This window comes from Caballeronia calidae, assembly GCF_900044055.2.
Taxonomy (GTDB): Bacteria; Pseudomonadota; Gammaproteobacteria; order Burkholderiales; family Burkholderiaceae; genus Caballeronia; species Caballeronia calidae.
The window spans coordinates 158,378-174,479 of sequence record NZ_FCOX02000005.1; the positions used below are offsets into that span (position 1 = coordinate 158,378).

Below are 16,102 nucleotides of genomic sequence, written 5' to 3' on the forward strand. Positions count from 1 at the left end.
GTGAGCGCCGTTCTTCAAGAAGCGCCCGACGTTCATCGCACGCCGGGCGTGAACATCGATCGCCTCACGGTGCGCTTCGGCGCGCGCACCGTGCTCGACGATCTTTCGCTGCACATCGATCGCGGCGAGTTCCTGACGGTGCTCGGCCGAAGCGGCTGCGGCAAGACCACGCTGCTGCGCTTCATCGCGGGCTTCGTCAAGGCCGATGCGCTCGCGGGCACGCTCTCCATCGCGGGCCGCGATCTCACGCACGTGCCGCCGCATCAACGCAATCTCGGGCTGCTGTTCCAGAGCTATGCGCTGTTTCCGCATCTGTCCGTGTTCGATAACGTCGCGTTCGGCCTGCGCGCACGCAAGCTGAAGACGAGCGAAATAGCACGACGCGTCGCCGATGCGCTCAAGCTCGTGCAACTCGCCGATGCGGGTCACGTCATGCCGGCGCAATTGTCCGGCGGGATGCAGCAGCGCGTCGCACTGGCGCGTGCGCTCGTCATCGAGCCGGATGTGCTGCTGCTCGATGAACCGCTGTCCGCGCTCGATGCGAACCTGCGCGCGTCGGTGCGCAGCGAATTGAAGGCGCTGCATGAACGCTTGCCGAACCTGACGATCGTCTGCGTGACGCACGATCAGGACGACGCGCTCGTGCTGTCCGATCGCACGCTCCTGATGCGCAACGGCCGCATCGCGCAACTCGGCGCGCCGCGCGAACTCTACGACGCCCCCAACGATGCCTTCGTCGCGCGCTATCTCGGCGCGGCCAATCTCCTGCCGCCGCGCGTGGTGTATCCCGTCGGCGATGCGCGGCACGACGACCGCGAGCGTCTCGCGTGCATTCGTCCCGAGCGCTTCATGATCGTGCCGCTCGGCGAAGGCCCGCTGCATGGCACGATCGCGTCGGTCGAATGGTATGGCGCGGCGCTTTCGATTTCCGTCGCGCTCGATGCGTTGCCCGGCGAGCCCGTGCTCGTGACGACGCAGCGCGGCCATTCACGCATGCCCGACAAAGGCACGCGCGTTTCACTTCGCTTCGAGGCTGACGATGTCGTCCTTGTTCGTCCCTGACAGCGTCGCGCGCAACGAAGGCGGCATCGGCGATGCGGATCTTTCCGCGCAGTTCGCCGCGCATGCGCAAGAAGCGAAACGCCGCGAGCGCAAGGGACAGTGGCATCTGCTCTTCATTCTCGTGTTCGTGCTCGGGCCGCTCGTCGTGTATCCGCTCGCGCGGCTCGTGATGCTGAGCGTGACGGGGCCGCACGGCTTCACGCTGCATGCATACACCGCGTTCTTCGGCAATCCGGAAACGCGCGGCATGATCGGCATGACGCTCGGCATCCTCTTCGCGAGCGCGAGCATCGCGTCGCTGCTCGGTGTCGCGCTCGCGTCGATGTTGTTCTTCAGGCCGTTCGCGGGTGCGCGCCTGCTCACGCGCTTCCTGGAGTTGTTCGTCGCGTTTCCATCGTTTCTGGTCGCCTTCACGCTGATCTTTCTCTATGGCTCGCAAGGCTCGGTGAGCATCGGCCTGCAACGGCTCTTTTCGCTCGATACGGCGCCGCTCGATTTCCTATTCGGCATCGGCGGCGTGATTCTCGCGGAAGTCGTGTTCTATGCGCCGTTCGTCGTGCGCCCGACGCTCGCGTCGTACGCGACGCTCGACATGCGCCTCGTCGAAGCGGCGAAGAGCCTAGGCGCCGATGGCTGGATGGTCGCCACGAAGGTCGTCTTGCCGCTCGCGTGGCCGGGCATCGCGGCCGGCACGATCCTGTGCTTCCTGCTCACGCTGAACGAGTTCGGCATTCTGCTCGTGCTCGGCAGCGCGCATCTGATCACCTTGCCGATCGCAATCTACAGCGCCGCGACCGTCGATCTCGATCTGCCCACGGCGGCGGCGGGATCGGTCGTGATGCTGCTGATGTCGCTGTCGCTCTACGCGCTGTATCGGCGCGTCGATCGTCGCTCGGGAGGACGCTGACATGCAGCTTTCGGTTTCGTCGCGCTTCACACCCGGCGCGTTGCTTCGCATCGCGTTCACGGGCTTCGTCGCGCTGCTCTGCTTCTGGCTTTTCGTGTTGCCGGTGGTCGTGGTCGCGCTGTCGAGCGTTGCATCGCACTGGTCGGGAACGATTCTTCCTGATGGCTTCGGTCTGCGCTGGTTCGCGCGGCTTTCATCGAGCGACCTCGATGCGGTGACGACGAGCCTCGAAGTCGGCCTCGGTGTCGCGATGCTCGGCACGGCGCTCGGCCTGTGGCTCGCGCTCGCGCTGGAAGGGCGCGGCCGGCGCGGACTCGGCGCGCTCGTCGATGCCGTCGCGATGATGGGCAGCGGCGTGCCGAGCGTCGTGCTCGGGCTCGCGGTGTTGATCGCGTATCACAAGCGTCCGCTCGATCTGTCGGGATCGGCCGCGATCGTCGTGCTCGTGCAACTCGCGCTCGTGCTGCCGTTTTGCTACCGGTGCGCGGCGGCCGCGCTGCGCCCCGAATTGACGACGCTGCGCGAAGCCGCCGCGAGTCTCGGCGCGCCGCCGCGCATGGTGCTTGCGCGCGTGGTGTTGCCGCAACTCGTGCCCGCGATCCGCGCGAGCCTCGCGCTCGGCTTCGCGCTGTCGCTCGGCGAACTGGGCGCGACGCTGACCGTCTATCCGCCGGGCTTCGCGACGGTGCCGATCGTCGTCGTGGGGCAGGTCAATCGCGGCTACTATCTGCCCGCGTCGGCGCTGTCGCTGATTCTGCTGGCCGTCTCGCTCGCCGCGCTCCTGCTGATCGCCGCGCGTGCGCCGCGTCGTTGACTCGTGCGCAAACCATCAGGATGGCGAATCAAATCGCTCGATGCGCGGCATCGGTGAGCGCTGATCAGCAATTCGCGGGCCCTCATTCCTTTCGGCCTTGTCATACCAAAATAAATAAAACTGGCGTAACCTGCACATTCAGGCACGGCCGCACCCGCGTGACCGGAGCGAGGCGCCATTTTGGGGCGTGCGGTTTGAACTCCCGTCGTGCTTTCGCGGTCGTTGCATATGTCGCAAAAACCGGAGGTTCCGATGACATCCGTCGACTTGGAATTCGACCAGCTCAACAGTACCGTCGATGCGCTTCGGCGCTCCATCTCGAACCGCCTGATGTACGGCGTCGGCAAGGATGCGGTCACCGCGCAGCCGCGCGACTGGCTCCATGCCGCCGAACTGGCAGTGCGCGACCGCCTCGTCGCACGCTGGATGCGTACCACGCGGATTCAATATGAACAGGACGTGAAACGCGTCTATTACCTGTCGATGGAGTTTCTCATCGGCAGGACCTTCAGCAATGCGCTGCTCGCGCTAGGCATCTACGATGAAGTGCGCGATGCGCTCGCGGGACTCGGCGTCGATCTCGCAGCGCTCGAAGAACTGGAGCCGGACGCCGCGCTCGGCAACGGCGGCCTCGGCCGTCTCGCGGCCTGCTTCCTCGATTCGATGGCGACCGTCGGCGTGCCGGGCTTCGGCTACGGCATCCGTTACGACTACGGGATGTTCCGGCAGACGATCGTCGACGGCAATCAGGTCGAAATGCCCGATTACTGGCTGCGCGCGGGCAATCCGTGGGAGTTTCCGCGGCCGGAAGTGGTCTATACCGTGCACTTCGGCGGCCGCACCGTGCAGCATGAGGACCGCACCGACTGGATCGACACCGAGCACGTGAACGCGATGGCCTACGACACGGTCATCCCCGGCTTCGCCACGACCGCCACGAACACGCTGCGCCTGTGGTCCGCGCGCGCGACCGACGAGTTCGATCTGTCCGCGTTCAATCAGGGCGACTATCGCCGCGCGGTGGAGGCGAAGAACACGTCCGAGCATGTCTCGCGTCTGCTGTATCCCGACGACTCGACGCAGGCCGGCCGTGAATTGCGTCTGCGCCAGGAATACTTCTTCGTCTCCGCGACGATGCAGGACCTGATCCGCCGCTATCAGCGCACGCACACGCATTTCGGCCGTCTCGCGGAGAAGGTCGCGGTGCATCTGAACGATACGCATCCCGTGCTCGCGATTCCGGAGCTGATGCGTCTGCTCGTCGACCGGCATCATCTTCCGTGGGGCAAGGCGTGGAAGCTCGTGCAGCAGATGTTCTCCTACACGAACCACACGCTGATGCCCGAAGCGCTCGAAACGTGGGACGTCGAGATGCTCGCGCGTCTGTTGCCGCGGCATCTCGAGATCATCTTCGAGATCAACGCGCAGTTCCTCAAGCAGGTCACCGAGAAGTTCGGCCGCGATGTCGATCTGATTCGCCGCATCTCGCTCGTCGATGAATACGGCCAGCGCCGCGTGCGCATGGCGCATCTCGCGATCGTCGCGAGCCACAAGGTGAACGGCGTGTCGAAGCTGCACTCGCAACTGATGGTGCAGAACATCTTCTCCGACTTCGCGCGCATGTATCCGGAGCGCTTCACCAATGTGACGAACGGCATCACGCCGCGCCGCTGGCTCGCGCAGGCGAGTCCGTCGCTGTCCGCGCTGATCGACAAGCGGCTCGGGCCGCGCTGGCGCACCGATCTCTTCGAGCTCGGCCGTCTGCGCGAATGGCGCGACGATCCCGAGTTCTGCAAGGCTTTTCACGACGCGAAGTTCGCCAACAAGCTTCGACTGGTGGAGCGCGCGAAGCGCGAGGCCAATGCGATCATCAATCCGGAAGCGCTGTTCGATCTTCAGGTGAAGCGCATCCACGAATACAAGCGGCAACTGCTCAACATCCTGTATGTGATCGTGCGCTACAACCGCATCCGCGAGAATCCGGAGAAGGACTGGACGCCGCGCGTCGTGATGTTCGCGGGCAAGGCGGCTTCGGCCTACAAGATGGCGAAGAACATCATCAAGCTCATCAACGATGTCGCGAAGAAGGTGAACGCGGACCCGCTCGTCGGCGACCGTCTCAAGGTGGGCTTCATTCCGAACTATGGCGTCTCGGTGGCCGAGCTGATCATTCCGGCGGCGGATCTGTCGGAGCAGATTTCGATGGCCGGCACCGAGGCATCCGGAACCGGCAACATGAAGCTCGCGCTGAACGGCGCGCTGACCATCGGCACGCTCGATGGCGCGAACATCGAAATCTGCGATGCCGTGGGGCGCGACAACATCTTCATCTTCGGCAATACGACCGATGAGATCGAATCGCTGCGCGCGGCGGGTTATCGGCCACGCCAGATCTACGAGGAGAACGCGGAGCTGAAGATCGCGCTCGATCAGATTCGCCTCGGGCATTTCTCGCCGGAAGAGCCGCATCGCTTTTACGACATCTTCCATACGCTCGTGGACTGGGGCGATCACTACATGGTGCTCGCCGACTTCGACAGCTTCGACAAGACGCAGACCGAGGTCGATCTCAAGTTCCGCGACAAGGACGCGTGGACCCGCAGCGCGATCGAGAATGTCGCGGGCATGGGCATCTTTTCGTCGGATCGCACGATCGCGGAGTATGCGCGCGAAATCTGGCACGTCGAGACCTTGCAGGTGACGTGAAGCGGTCGAGCGCTCAGCGCCGCGTGATGCGAATCACCCGGCCGAGCGTCGCGTGAGGAAACCACGCGGTGATCTTGCCGATCACCGCGTTCACGTCCTCGCTGTCGGTTTCCACATGGAGCGTCGTGCAGTGTCGACGGCGGCTCGTCGCGACGACGTGCGCGCGCACGTGCGCGCCGAACGCGTGCGTGAGCAGTTCGCGTGCGGGTGCGGAGCTCAGGCCGGGCACGGTCAGATCGAACGCGAGGCAGTGGTGCGTTTCGCGGCGGCGCGGCGAGCCGCCGTTGAGTGCATGGGGAAGGACGGAAAGATCGGATGTGCGGTACATCGATGACAGCCGCCCGATGGCGGCCCGAAGTGGCAACGTGTCCACTTTATCGTCGCGCACCTAAACGCGGCGATAAAGTCGTGTGCCGCGATATCAACGCCGTATAAAGATCACGCCTGCGGTTTCGCCGCCGCGCCTGCCGCGTGCTTCACGACCGCTTCGCCGACGAGCGCGGCGACTTTGTCGGCGAATGCCTGATCCTTCGTGATGAGCACTTCGCGTTCGCCGTCGGGCGTCGAGACCATCAACTGATAGATCACGTCCTGCGTGATCCACGTCAGGTATCCCACGACGCCGATCATCACGCCGAGCACGAGCGCCGCGCCCGAGCCGCTCACGATGCCCGCCCCGAGCACGACGAGCCCGATCAGCGCGATGATGATGGGCAGCGGCTTCTGGCGCGGAATCATCACGACGCGCGCGGCGCGCAGATCGCGCAGCGGAATCATCTGCCCCGAGGCCGAGAGGCCGGCGCGCGAGAGCGTCACGCCGCGTTCGTTGAAAGGAGTATCCATAATGGTTTGCTTTGTTTCTTTTGCGGCTGATGAAACCGCGCAGATTACCAGACCGCGCGGCGCAGCGGCATGCCGCGGGTTGATGGATACGCTGCGGGGTTTGCATATCGGAAATTTCCGATATATACTTCGCAACAAGACGATTCGGAAAGCTGCTTCCAGGTTCCGTCCGTCAGACGCACGAGCAACGAAATGGACATCGACGCAATTCACAAAGCCCTCGCCAACCCCCTTCGCCGCGAGATTCTCGAATGGCTGAAGGAGCCGGAGCGGCATTTCCCTAACCAGGAACTGCCGTGGTCGCATGGTGTTTGCGCGGGTCAGATCGATGGGCGCTGCGGCATGTCGCAGTCCACCGTTTCGGCGCATCTCGCGACCTTGCACAAAGCCGGGCTCGTCACCACCAAGCGCGTTGGACAGTGGGTTTTTTTCAGGCGCGACGAAGCGGTCATTCAGGCGTTCCGCGATTCCATCGGGAATCTTTGAGCCTGCTTGCCGTAGGGTGAAAGTCTGCTTTCAACTTCATTAGGACACCAATTCATGTCGACTCTCTTCGATCCGCTCAAAGTTGGCGCACTCACGCTCAAGAACCGCATCATCATGGCGCCGCTCACCCGTCAGCGCGCGGGCGTCGAGCGCGTGCCCAATGCGCTGATGGCGCAGTACTACGCGGACCGCGCATCGGCCGGTCTCATTCTCAGCGAGGCGACCTCGGTGACGCCGCAAGGCGTCGGCTATGCCGATACGCCGGGCATCTGGTCCGACGAGCAAGTCGAAGGCTGGAAGCTCGTCACGAAGGCCGTGCACGACGCGGGCGGCAAGATCTTCCTGCAACTTTGGCACGTGGGCCGCGTTTCCGACCCGGTCTTCCTGAATGGCGATGTGCCGGTCGCGCCGAGCGCGATCGCCCCGGACGGGCACGTGAGCCTCGTGCGTCCGCAGCGCCCGTACGTGACGCCGCGCGCGCTCGAGCTCGATGAAATCGCGGGCGTCGTCGCGGCCTTCCGCAAGGGCGCGGAGAACGCGAAGCGCGCGGGCTTCGACGGCGTGGAAGTGCACGGTGCGAACGGCTATCTGCTCGACCAGTTCCTGCAGGACAGCACCAACCAGCGCAGCGACGCTTACGGCGGCTCGATCGAAAACCGCGCGCGTCTGCTGCTCGAGATCGTCGATCAGTGCATCGACGTGTGGGGCGCGGATCGTGTCGGCGTGCACCTTGCGCCGCGCGCGGATTCGCACACGATGGGCGACAGCGATCGCGCCGCGACCTTCGGCTACGTGGCGCGCGAACTCGGCCGCCGCAAGGTCGCGTTCATCGCGGCGCGCGAGCATGAAGCCGCGGACAGCCTCGGACCGCAACTGAAGAAGGCGTTCGGCGGCGTGTTTATCGTCAACGAAGGCTTCTCGAAGACGAGCGCCGAAGCGATCATCGCGCGCGGCGATGCGGACGCCGTCGCGTGGGGCAAGCCGTTCATCGCGAATGCGGACCTCGTGCGCCGCTTCGAGGTCGACGCGGGCCTCAACGACTGGGACACGTCGACGTTCTATGCGCCGGGCGCGAAGGGCTACACGGACTATCCGTTGCTCGAAACGGCGGAGTAAGGCGCGGTCTGCATCATGCGAAAACAGCGGCTTCGGCCGCTGTTTTTGCTGGTGCGCCGACGGGCCCGCAAGGAACCTGAAGCAAAAAAATCGGGCCGCTCGACGCGGCCCGATTGCATTTCAGCTCGGCAGCCGAAGCTTAGAACTTGTGGCGGACGCCGACGCGGAACGCGAGCTGGTTGTTCTCGCCGAGGCCCGAGGTGCCGAAGTAGCTCGACGACGACGAGCCGATCGACGCCTGGTTCTCCACGCCGCGGTTCGAGCCCGACGCCTTCTGGTAGATGCCGAGCGCGTACACGTCGGTGCGTTTCGACAGCGCGTAGTCGACGCTCGCGTCGATCTGGTTCCAGTGGCCGGTCTGGTTGCCCGTCATGTTCAGGTACGAGTAGCCGAGGCCGGCCGACAGCGCCGACGTGAACGCGTACTTGCCGCCGATATCGAACGCGTTGAGCTTGGAGCTCGCGCCGTTGATCGGTTCGAACAGCGTGTTGGTCCAGAGGCCGAAGACGGTCGCGGCGCCGAACGCGTAGTTCGCGCCGATGCCGAACGTGCGCAGATCCTTGCCCGCGTTGGCCGTGCCCATCGTCTGGATGTTCGCGACAGCCGTGCTGAATGCGGGCGATGCCGCTGCCGGGTAACGGATGTCCGTGTACGCCGCGCCGATGCCGAACGGACCTGCCTTGTAGTTCAGGCCGAAGCTGTATGCACGCGACGAACCTGCCGTCGTGGTCGTGCCGACGGTCGTGTTCGGCGTGCCGGCGAACGCGCCTGCCTGGTTCGAGAAGCCGTACATCGCACCGAACGTCACGCCGTAGAAGCTCGCGCTGCTGAACTTGACCGCGTTGTTGATGCGGCTCGACGTCAGCTGGTCGACGTCGTTCATGTGGTACGCGTAGTTGCCCGCGAGCGTCTGGCCGCCGATCGAGTAGTTGCTGCCGAGGTAATCGGTCGAGAACGAGTATTGACGACCGAAGGTCAGCGAGCCGACGTCGTTCTTCGCGAGACCGACATACGCCTGACGGCCGAACATCGCGCCGCCCTGGCCGAGCGTGCCGGTGCCGCTGTTGAAGCCGTTCTCCAACGTGAAGATCGCCTTCAGGCCGCCACCGAGGTCCTCCGACCCCTTCAGGCCCCAGCGGCTGCCTTGCGCGACGCCGTCGTCGTACTTGACGAGCGAATCGCCGGCGCGCGTCGCGGTCTGCGTGCTGTTGTTGACGTAGCTGATACCCGCGTCGATGATGCCGTACAGCGTGACGCTGCTTTGCGCTTGAGCGGACGTGGCGGCGAGGGCGGCAAATGCGGCGAGCGCGGCGGTCGCCAAGAGATTCTTCTTCAAAACAAGCTCCGTGAGTTGATACGCGGTGTGGTTGTCGACGGTGTCTGATGCGTCGCGCTCTGACGGCGCGTGGCTGCGACGGGCGCAAATGTAGCGAGCGCTGAAGAAAGAAATGTGACAGTGCTTTCGAGCGGCTTGCGGTGTGTCGCGCGTGCAACAGGGCTGGCGCAATGCCCGCGCTTGTGCATGCGGCCCGTCCGATGCGATGCTCACGGTTCTCTCACCGCGAGGACGATCATGGACGAAGCAGGAATCCGCGAACTGGAAGAGCGCCTGAAGAAGGCGATGGTGGCGTCGGACGTGGACGCGCTCGACGCGCTATTGGCCGATGACCTGAGCTTCGTGGATGCGACCGGCAAGGTCTGGACCAAAGCCGACGATCTGAACGGGCATCGCTACGGCATGCAGCGCATCGAGAAGCTGGACGTGGAGGATCAGAGCGTGAGGGTGTACGGCGGCTTTGCCGTCGTGGTCACGCGTGTCGCGATTTCCGGGACCTTCGCGGGCGCGCCGTTCGCGGGCAGCTTGCGCTACACGCGAACGTGGGGAGAGATCGGAGGAACGTGGCGCGTCGTGGCCGCGCAATGCGGCCTCGCGCCATTCTGACAAACGCGCTCAGGCCGACAGCAACGACCCCGTGCGATAAGCCTTCGCGCCCGCGATGCGCGCCACTTCCAGCCCGGCGGTCGCGAAGCGCGTGATATGCCGCGCGTACATCACGCCGGACGTCGTGCATTTGAGCGTCGTGACGGTGTCCGTGATCGGATCGATCACGTCCGCGATCGGCGCGCCCGCTTCGATGAACGCGCCCACTTGCGCGCGGAACACGAGCACGCCCGACACCGGAGCGACGATCGGCTCGGCGCCCGCGAGCGGCGTCGCCGGATACCGGAGCGGCGGCAGCGAAGGCACGTCGGCATCGATCACGCCGCGATGGATCAGATAGTTGACGATCGCCTGCGCGTCCTGTTCGGCGAGCTCGTAGGAGACATCGTGCTGGCTGCGCAGCTCGACCGTCACCGAGAGGCCGCCGTTCGGGATCGGAAAACGCTCGCCGTAACGCTGACGCAGATCCGACCAGCAGAAGCTGTGGATTTCGTCGAACGGATTGCCGACGGAATTCAGCGCGAGCAGCGATGCCTTCGCGTCGAGGTAGCGCGCGAGCGGCTCGACTTCGTCCCAGATTTCCGGATTGGTGTAGAGATGCAGCGCGGCGTCGAGGTCGCAGTGCAGGTCGAGCACGACATCGGCGTCGTAGGACAGCTTTTGCAGCGCGAGGCGCAGCGATTCGAGCTCGGTGTGCGGCGTCTGCTCGTCGAGCGCTTCCTTCATCGCGGCACGCACGGCGAGCCTGTTCGCGTCGCTTTCGGCGCCGAGGCGCGCTTCGATGCGCGGCGCGATCAGCCCGGCGAGATCGTAGAAATTGCGGTTGAAGTTGACGCCGCTGTTGGCTTCGAAGCGTCCCAGCAGATTGCCGTGAAGATTCTGGTTCAGGCCGATCGGATTGGGCACCGGCACGACGACCACTTCGCCGCGCAGCTTGCCCGCCGCTTCGAATTCGGCGAGATGACGGCGCAGCCGCCACGCGACGAGCATGCCGGGCAGTTCGTCCGCGTGCAGCGAGGACTGGATATAGATCTTCTGGCCGCCGCCGGGGCCGTAATGAAAGCTCGTGATGGTGCGGGAAGTGCCGAGCGTCGGCGAGATCAGGGAATGAGTTCTGGTTTGCATGTTGGTCGCGCGCACGCGAATGCGCGGGTCTTGCCTCTCTGGAAGTTGCCGGGCGCCGCGGCGTCTCCTTCCGTCGGCGTCCTACCGGACGTTCGATCTTAGCCGAAATCGGCGCGGCGGGAGGCCGAAGGCCCGCGCGCGGCCGGCGTCCGAAAAGGAAACGGGCTCCGCGCCCTTGAGCGCGGAGCCCGTTTCGTCAGCCTGTCAGGCCTGGGCGTGGCTTAGCCGCCGTACACGTCGAAGTCGAAATACTTCTTCTCGATCTTCTTGTACGTGCCGTCCTTGATCATGTCGGCGATCGCCTTGTCGATCTTCGCCTTCAGCTCGGTGTCTTCCTTGCGCAGACCGATGCCCGCGCCGTTGCCGAGCGTCTTCGGATCGTCGAGGTTCTGGCCGGCGAAGTCGAAGCCCGCGCCGCGCGGCGTCTTCAGGAAGCCGAGTTCGGCCTGCACCGCGTCTTGCAGCGCGGCGTCGAGACGGCCCGAGATCAGGTCGGCGTAGACCTGGTCCTGGTTCTGGTACGGCGTGACCGTCACGCCCTTCGCGGCCCAGTAGGTCTTCGCGTAGGTTTCCTGGATCGTGCCCTGTTCGACGCCGACGTTCTTGCCCTTCAGGCTCTCGGCCGTCGGCAGGATATTGCTGCCCTTTTTCGCGACGAGGCGCGTCGGCGTGTTGAAGAGCTTGCTCGAGAAGGCGATCTGCTCCGCGCGTTGCGGGGTCATCGACATCGACGAGAGCACGCCGTCGAACTTCTTCGCCTTGAGCGCCGGGATCATGCCGTCGAAGTCGTTTTCGATCCACACGCACTTCGCCTTCAGGCGCGCGCAGATCTCATTGCCGAGATCGATGTCGAAACCGACCAGCTTGCCGTCGGAGCCCTTCGACTCGAACGGCGGATAGCTTGCGTCGACGCCGAAACGGATCGTCGAATAATCCTTGGCAAGCGCCGGCGTCACGGCCGTGAGCGACGTGGCGGCGAGGAGGGACATCGTCAGTGCCGCGAGCAGTTTCTTCACTGTTTTAACTCCAGAAGGTGGTCAGTTCAGCCCGGAAGGTCTCGTATCCGGTGGTCCGGCGCGTCGTTGGGCGCCGGCGCATGGCATTCCGCGGATCGTGTCCGAGCAGAATCGGCAGAAGGTTACCAAGCCAAAATTTTTAGGGTGCTAGTAAAAGCCCCGATAGCAGGGGCTTTAGAGCGTTTCCTCGCGTTCAGCGTTTCTTCAGCGGATGGTCTTTCAGGAACCACGACAGCGCGAACGCGATGAACGCGACGCACGCGGCGACGAGATAGACCGTGTGCATCGAGCCCGCGAACGCATGCAGATAGTCGTCGCGCAGCGCGGGGGGCAGGTGCGCGACCGCCTGCGGCCCGAGCGACTGCGGCAGTTCGGTGCCGGGCGGCAGGAGCGCTTCGAGACGCGAGCGCAGGCTGTTTGAAAAGATCGCGCCGAACGCCGCCACGCCGACCGAGCCGCCGATCGAGCGGAACAGCGTCGCGCTGGACGTTGCCACGCCCATCAGCCGGAATTCGACGACGTTCTGCACCGCGAGCACGAGCACCTGCATCACCATGCCGAGCCCGAGGCCGAGCAGCGCCATGTAGGCGTTCATGACCGCGAGCGGGGTGTCGAGGCTGAGCGTGGAAAGCAGCAGCATCGCGACGGCGACGAGCGCCGTGCCCGCGATCGGGAAGAAGCGATACTTGCCGATCCTGCTGATGATGCGCCCGCTCACGATCGACGAGAGCAGCACGCCGCCCATCATCGGCGTGATCTGCAGGCCCGCGCCGGAGGGCGTCGAGCCCTTCACCACCTGAAGATAGAGCGGCAGAAAGGTGACGGCGCCGAACAGCGCGCAGCCGACGATGAAGCCGATCAGCCCCGCCAGCACGAAGGTGCGCTCCTTGAACAGCGAGAGCGGCATGATGGGCTCGGCGGCGAGCCGTTCCTCGTAGACGAAGCCGCCGATGCACACGAGTCCGAGCAACAGCGTGCACCAGAGCTGCGGCGAGGTCCACGGCAGGAGCGTGCCGCCTTCGCTCGTGAAAAGAATGATGCAGGTGAGCGCGGCCGCGAGAAAGCCCGCGCCCATGTAGTCCACGCGATGATCGACGTGCGCGGTGTGCGGCTTGAACACGAGCTGGATCACGGCGAGCGCGATCACGCCGAGCGGCAGGTTGATGTAGAAAATCCAGCGCCACGACAGATGCTCGACGAGAAAGCCGCCGAGCAGGGGACCGACGACCGTCGCGAGGCCGTACACGCCGCCGAAGAGGCCCTGGAAGCGGCCGCGCTCGGCGGGCGGGATGACGTCGGCGATGGCGGCCATCGTGACGACCATGAGCCCGCCGCCGCCGAGGCCTTGCAGCGCCCGCAGCGCGATCAGCTGCGTCATGTTCTGCGCGACGCCGCAGAGGATCGAACCGGCGAGAAAGATCAGGATCGACGCCTGAAGCACGATTTTGCGGCCGAACTGATCGCCGAACTTGCCATAGAGCGGCACGACGATGGTCGAGCTGAGCAGGTAGGACGTGACGACCCACGAGAGATTGTCGAGCCCGCCGAGTTCGCCGACGATGGTCGGCAGCGCGGTCGACACGATCGTCTGATCGAGCGCGCCGAGCAGCATCACGAGCAGCAGCGCCGTGAACAGCAGCCCGACGGGCGGTTTCGATGCGATGCCGGTTTCGTCGGACGCTTTCGCGCCCGCGCCGGCGGTTTGATGCAAAGATGTCATTTCGGCTGAGACGGCGTGAGGGCGCCGTGAGCAAAAGTTTGGATTCGTCACCGGCGGAAGGGCCGCGAATCGCGTGGATTGAATTTAATTAACACGAAAGTTAATATAGGCGACGTACAAAGTCCAGTCAAATTTCCATATGGCAAACGATGTGTTGGACCCGGGCGCGGGCGCGTCCGAAGGCCCCGCGCCACAGAAGAAGCCAGGGCGGCGGCCCGGCCGGCCGAGCGGGGCGCACGGCGAGCAGGCGCGCGCGCAATTGCTGGATATCGCGCTGGAGCTGTTTGCGCGGCAGGGCATCGGCGAGACGACGCTCGGCGCGATCGCGCGCGAGGCGGGCGTCACCCCGGCGATGGTGCATTACTACTTCAAGACGCGCGATCAGCTGCTCGACATGCTGATCGACGAGCGCTTCGCGCCTTTGCGCGTCGAGCTCGCGCGCGTGTTCAACGATCCGGAATCGGAGCCCGTCGATACCTTGCGCGCGTTCGTGGAGACGCTCGTCGTGACGGTCGAGAAAAATCCGTGGTTCGCGGCGCTATGGGTGCGCGAGATGGTCAGTGAGGGAGGTCTGCTGCGGCAGCGCATGGCCGAGCGCTTCGGCGATGAGCACAAGGAGCGCGCGATCGAGCGCATCGCCGGCTGGCAAAAGGAAGGCAAGCTGAATCCGGCGCTGGAGCCGTCGCTCGTGTTCGCGTCGCTGTTCGGGCTGACGGTGTTTCCGCTCGCGACGTCGCGCTGGCGCGCGGTCGGAGATCGGGCGGTGACTTCGGAGCAGCTCGCCCGGCACGTCGTGGCGTTGTTGATGAACGGGATTCAGCCGTAAGGAGGGTGGTCGGGATCATCGTAATTACCCAACCGTTTAAAATCCGTCCCTCGCCCTGCGCCCTGCGCCGTTCGAAGCGGCGCCGCGCACCGCCCCAAGAGGAGACAACCCGATGGCAACACCCCACGCGGCGCATGCACACGCGCTTCCCGTCACCGCCGGCAGCATTTCCGCCCGGCTCGACCGGCTGCCGGCCACGCGCTCCGTCTGGACGCTCATCGTGCTCCTGAGTCTCGGATTCTTCTTCGAGCTCTACGACCTGCTGTATTCCGGTTACGTCGCGCCGGGCCTCGTCAAAAGCGGCATCCTCACATCGACCACCACGGGTTTGTTCGGCATGACGGGCGTCGCGAGCTTCATCGCGTCGCTGTTCGCGGGCCTGTTCGTCGGCACGATCGCCTGCGGATTTCTCGCCGACCGCTTCGGCCGCCGCGCGATCTTCACGTATTCGCTGCTGTGGTACACCGCCGCGAACCTCGTCATGGCGTTCCAACACACGGCGGCGGGCCTGAACCTATGGCGCTTCGTCGCCGGCGTGGGCATCGGCGTGGAACTGGTGACGATCGGCACCTATATCTCCGAGCTCGCGCCCAGGCATATTCGCGGGCGCGCGTTCGCGTGCGAACAGGCCATCGGGTTCATGGCCGTGCCGGTGGTCGCGTTCCTCGCGTATCGGCTGGTGCCGCGCGCGCCGTTCGGCATCGACGGCTGGCGCTGGGTCGTGATCATCGGCGCTCATGGCGCGCTTTTCGTCTGGTGGATTCGGCGCGCGCTGCCGGAAAGCCCGCGCTGGCTCGCGCAGAAAGGACGCCTCGCCGAAGCCGACCGCGTGATGACCGCGCTCGAAGAAAAAGTGGCGCGCGAATACGGCAAACCGCTGCCGGCGCCCGAAGCCGCGGTCGAAACCGCGCACGGCCGCGGCGCCTTCGCCGACATGTGGAAGCCGCCCTACGGCAAACGCGCGCTGATGATGATCATCTTCAACGTCTTTCAGACGGTCGGCTTCTACGGCTTCGCGAACTGGGTGCCGACGCTGCTCGTCAAGCAGGGCATCACGGTGACATCGAGCCTCATGTACTCGAGCATCATCGCGATCGCCGCGCCTGTCGGGCCGATCATCGGGCTCGCCATCGCCGACAAGATCGAGCGCAAGACGGCTATCGTCGCGATGGCGGCGGTCAATATCGTCTGCGGACTCGCGTTCAGCCAGTCGGGCGACGCGGCCTTTCTGATCGCGATGGGCGTCGGCCTCACGCTGTCGGCGAACATCATGTCGTACAGCTACCACGCCTATCAGACCGAACTTTTTCCGACGAGCATCCGGGCGCGCGCGGTCGGTTTCGTGTATTCGTGGAGCCGTTTCTCGGCGATTTTCACGTCGTTCATCATCGCGGGCGTGCTGAAGAGCTTCGGCACGACGGGCGTGTTCGTGTTCATCGCGTCGGCGATGCTGATCGTGATGGCCGCGATCGGCGCGATGGGGCCGAGAACGCGCGATCTCGCGCTGGAGAAGATCTCGCACTAGCGAAAAAATGCGCG

At 64.8% G+C, this 16,102-nt stretch carries 15 protein-coding genes; 9 read left to right on the forward strand and 6 right to left on the reverse strand.

Going from position 1 to position 16,102, the window contains the following annotated elements:
* From phnT to AWB78_RS07535, 4 genes are all read left to right on the forward strand, one after another.
* Positions 1-1,062 (forward strand): 2-aminoethylphosphonate ABC transport system ATP-binding subunit PhnT, encoded by a 1,062-nt coding sequence (gene phnT, locus AWB78_RS07520; protein WP_062603774.1) that lies wholly within the window; start codon positions 1-3, stop codon positions 1,060-1,062.
* The gene (locus AWB78_RS07525; RefSeq protein WP_062603776.1) at positions 1,040-1,969 is read left to right on the forward strand and encodes a 2-aminoethylphosphonate ABC transporter permease subunit; all 930 of its coding nucleotides are present in this window, start codon (positions 1,040-1,042) and stop codon (positions 1,967-1,969) included. Before phnT ends, AWB78_RS07525 begins: the two co-directional genes overlap by 23 nt.
* A 1-nt stretch (position 1,970) precedes the next feature.
* A complete protein-coding gene (phnV, locus tag AWB78_RS07530; RefSeq protein WP_062603778.1) occupies positions 1,971-2,783 on the forward strand; it encodes a 2-aminoethylphosphonate ABC transport system, membrane component PhnV in 813 nt (270 codons plus the stop codon).
* Positions 2,784-3,035: 252 nt separating this feature from the next.
* Complete coding sequence (locus AWB78_RS07535) at positions 3,036-5,489, forward strand: glycogen/starch/alpha-glucan phosphorylase (RefSeq protein WP_062604006.1); 2,454 nt, start codon at positions 3,036-3,038, stop codon at positions 5,487-5,489.
* A 13-nt stretch (positions 5,490-5,502) separates the two neighbouring features.
* Here AWB78_RS07535 and AWB78_RS07540 read toward each other — a convergent pair whose 3' ends face one another.
* Both AWB78_RS07540 and AWB78_RS07545 read right to left on the reverse strand, forming a co-directional pair.
* Positions 5,503-5,817: a hypothetical protein gene (locus tag AWB78_RS07540; RefSeq protein ID WP_062604008.1), complete on the reverse strand. Its 315-nt coding sequence runs from the start codon at positions 5,815-5,817 to the stop codon at positions 5,503-5,505.
* Positions 5,818-5,927: 110 nt separating this feature from the next.
* Complete coding sequence (locus AWB78_RS07545; RefSeq protein ID WP_062603780.1) at positions 5,928-6,332, reverse strand: DUF6232 family protein; 405 nt, start codon at positions 6,330-6,332, stop codon at positions 5,928-5,930.
* 192 nt (positions 6,333-6,524) lie between these two features.
* Here AWB78_RS07545 and AWB78_RS07550 point away from each other — a divergent pair, with 192 nt between their 5' ends.
* Together AWB78_RS07550 and AWB78_RS07555 are read left to right on the forward strand one after the other, a co-directional pair.
* Positions 6,525-6,818, forward strand: a complete 294-nt coding sequence (locus AWB78_RS07550; protein ID WP_062603781.1) for an ArsR/SmtB family transcription factor — start codon at positions 6,525-6,527, stop codon at positions 6,816-6,818.
* Between the two features lie 54 nt (positions 6,819-6,872).
* Complete coding sequence (locus AWB78_RS07555) at positions 6,873-7,934, forward strand: alkene reductase (protein ID WP_062603783.1); 1,062 nt, start codon at positions 6,873-6,875, stop codon at positions 7,932-7,934.
* A gap of 139 nt (positions 7,935-8,073) precedes the next feature.
* Here the strand turns inward: AWB78_RS07555 and AWB78_RS07560 are convergent, their stop codons facing one another.
* Complete coding sequence (locus AWB78_RS07560; protein WP_062603785.1) at positions 8,074-9,270, reverse strand: porin; 1,197 nt, start codon at positions 9,268-9,270, stop codon at positions 8,074-8,076.
* A 237-nt stretch (positions 9,271-9,507) separates the two neighbouring features.
* Here AWB78_RS07560 and AWB78_RS07565 point away from each other — a divergent pair, with 237 nt between their 5' ends.
* Complete coding sequence (locus AWB78_RS07565) at positions 9,508-9,876, forward strand: nuclear transport factor 2 family protein (protein WP_062603787.1); 369 nt, start codon at positions 9,508-9,510, stop codon at positions 9,874-9,876.
* A 9-nt stretch (positions 9,877-9,885) separates the two neighbouring features.
* Here the strand turns inward: AWB78_RS07565 and AWB78_RS07570 are convergent, their stop codons facing one another.
* The 3 genes from AWB78_RS07570 to AWB78_RS07580 all read right to left on the reverse strand — a co-directional run bounded on the left by AWB78_RS07570 (position 9,886) and on the right by AWB78_RS07580 (position 13,737).
* Complete coding sequence (locus AWB78_RS07570) at positions 9,886-11,001, reverse strand: succinylglutamate desuccinylase/aspartoacylase family protein (RefSeq protein ID WP_062604010.1); 1,116 nt, start codon at positions 10,999-11,001, stop codon at positions 9,886-9,888.
* Between the two features lie 221 nt (positions 11,002-11,222).
* The gene (locus AWB78_RS07575; protein WP_062603789.1) at positions 11,223-12,017 is read right to left on the reverse strand and encodes an ABC transporter substrate-binding protein; all 795 of its coding nucleotides are present in this window, start codon (positions 12,015-12,017) and stop codon (positions 11,223-11,225) included.
* Positions 12,018-12,210: 193 nt separating this feature from the next.
* Positions 12,211-13,737 (reverse strand): MDR family MFS transporter, encoded by a 1,527-nt coding sequence (locus AWB78_RS07580; RefSeq protein WP_198399234.1) that lies wholly within the window; start codon positions 13,735-13,737, stop codon positions 12,211-12,213.
* A 139-nt stretch (positions 13,738-13,876) separates the two neighbouring features.
* On the opposite strand from AWB78_RS07580, the gene AWB78_RS07585 reads away from it, so the two are divergent.
* Together AWB78_RS07585 and AWB78_RS07590 are read left to right on the forward strand one after the other, a co-directional pair.
* The gene (locus AWB78_RS07585; RefSeq protein WP_062603791.1) at positions 13,877-14,563 is read left to right on the forward strand and encodes a TetR/AcrR family transcriptional regulator; all 687 of its coding nucleotides are present in this window, start codon (positions 13,877-13,879) and stop codon (positions 14,561-14,563) included.
* Positions 14,564-14,675: 112 nt separating this feature from the next.
* Positions 14,676-16,088 (forward strand): MFS transporter, encoded by a 1,413-nt coding sequence (locus AWB78_RS07590; protein WP_062603794.1) that lies wholly within the window; start codon positions 14,676-14,678, stop codon positions 16,086-16,088.
* The last annotated feature ends 14 nt before the right edge of the window (positions 16,089-16,102 follow it).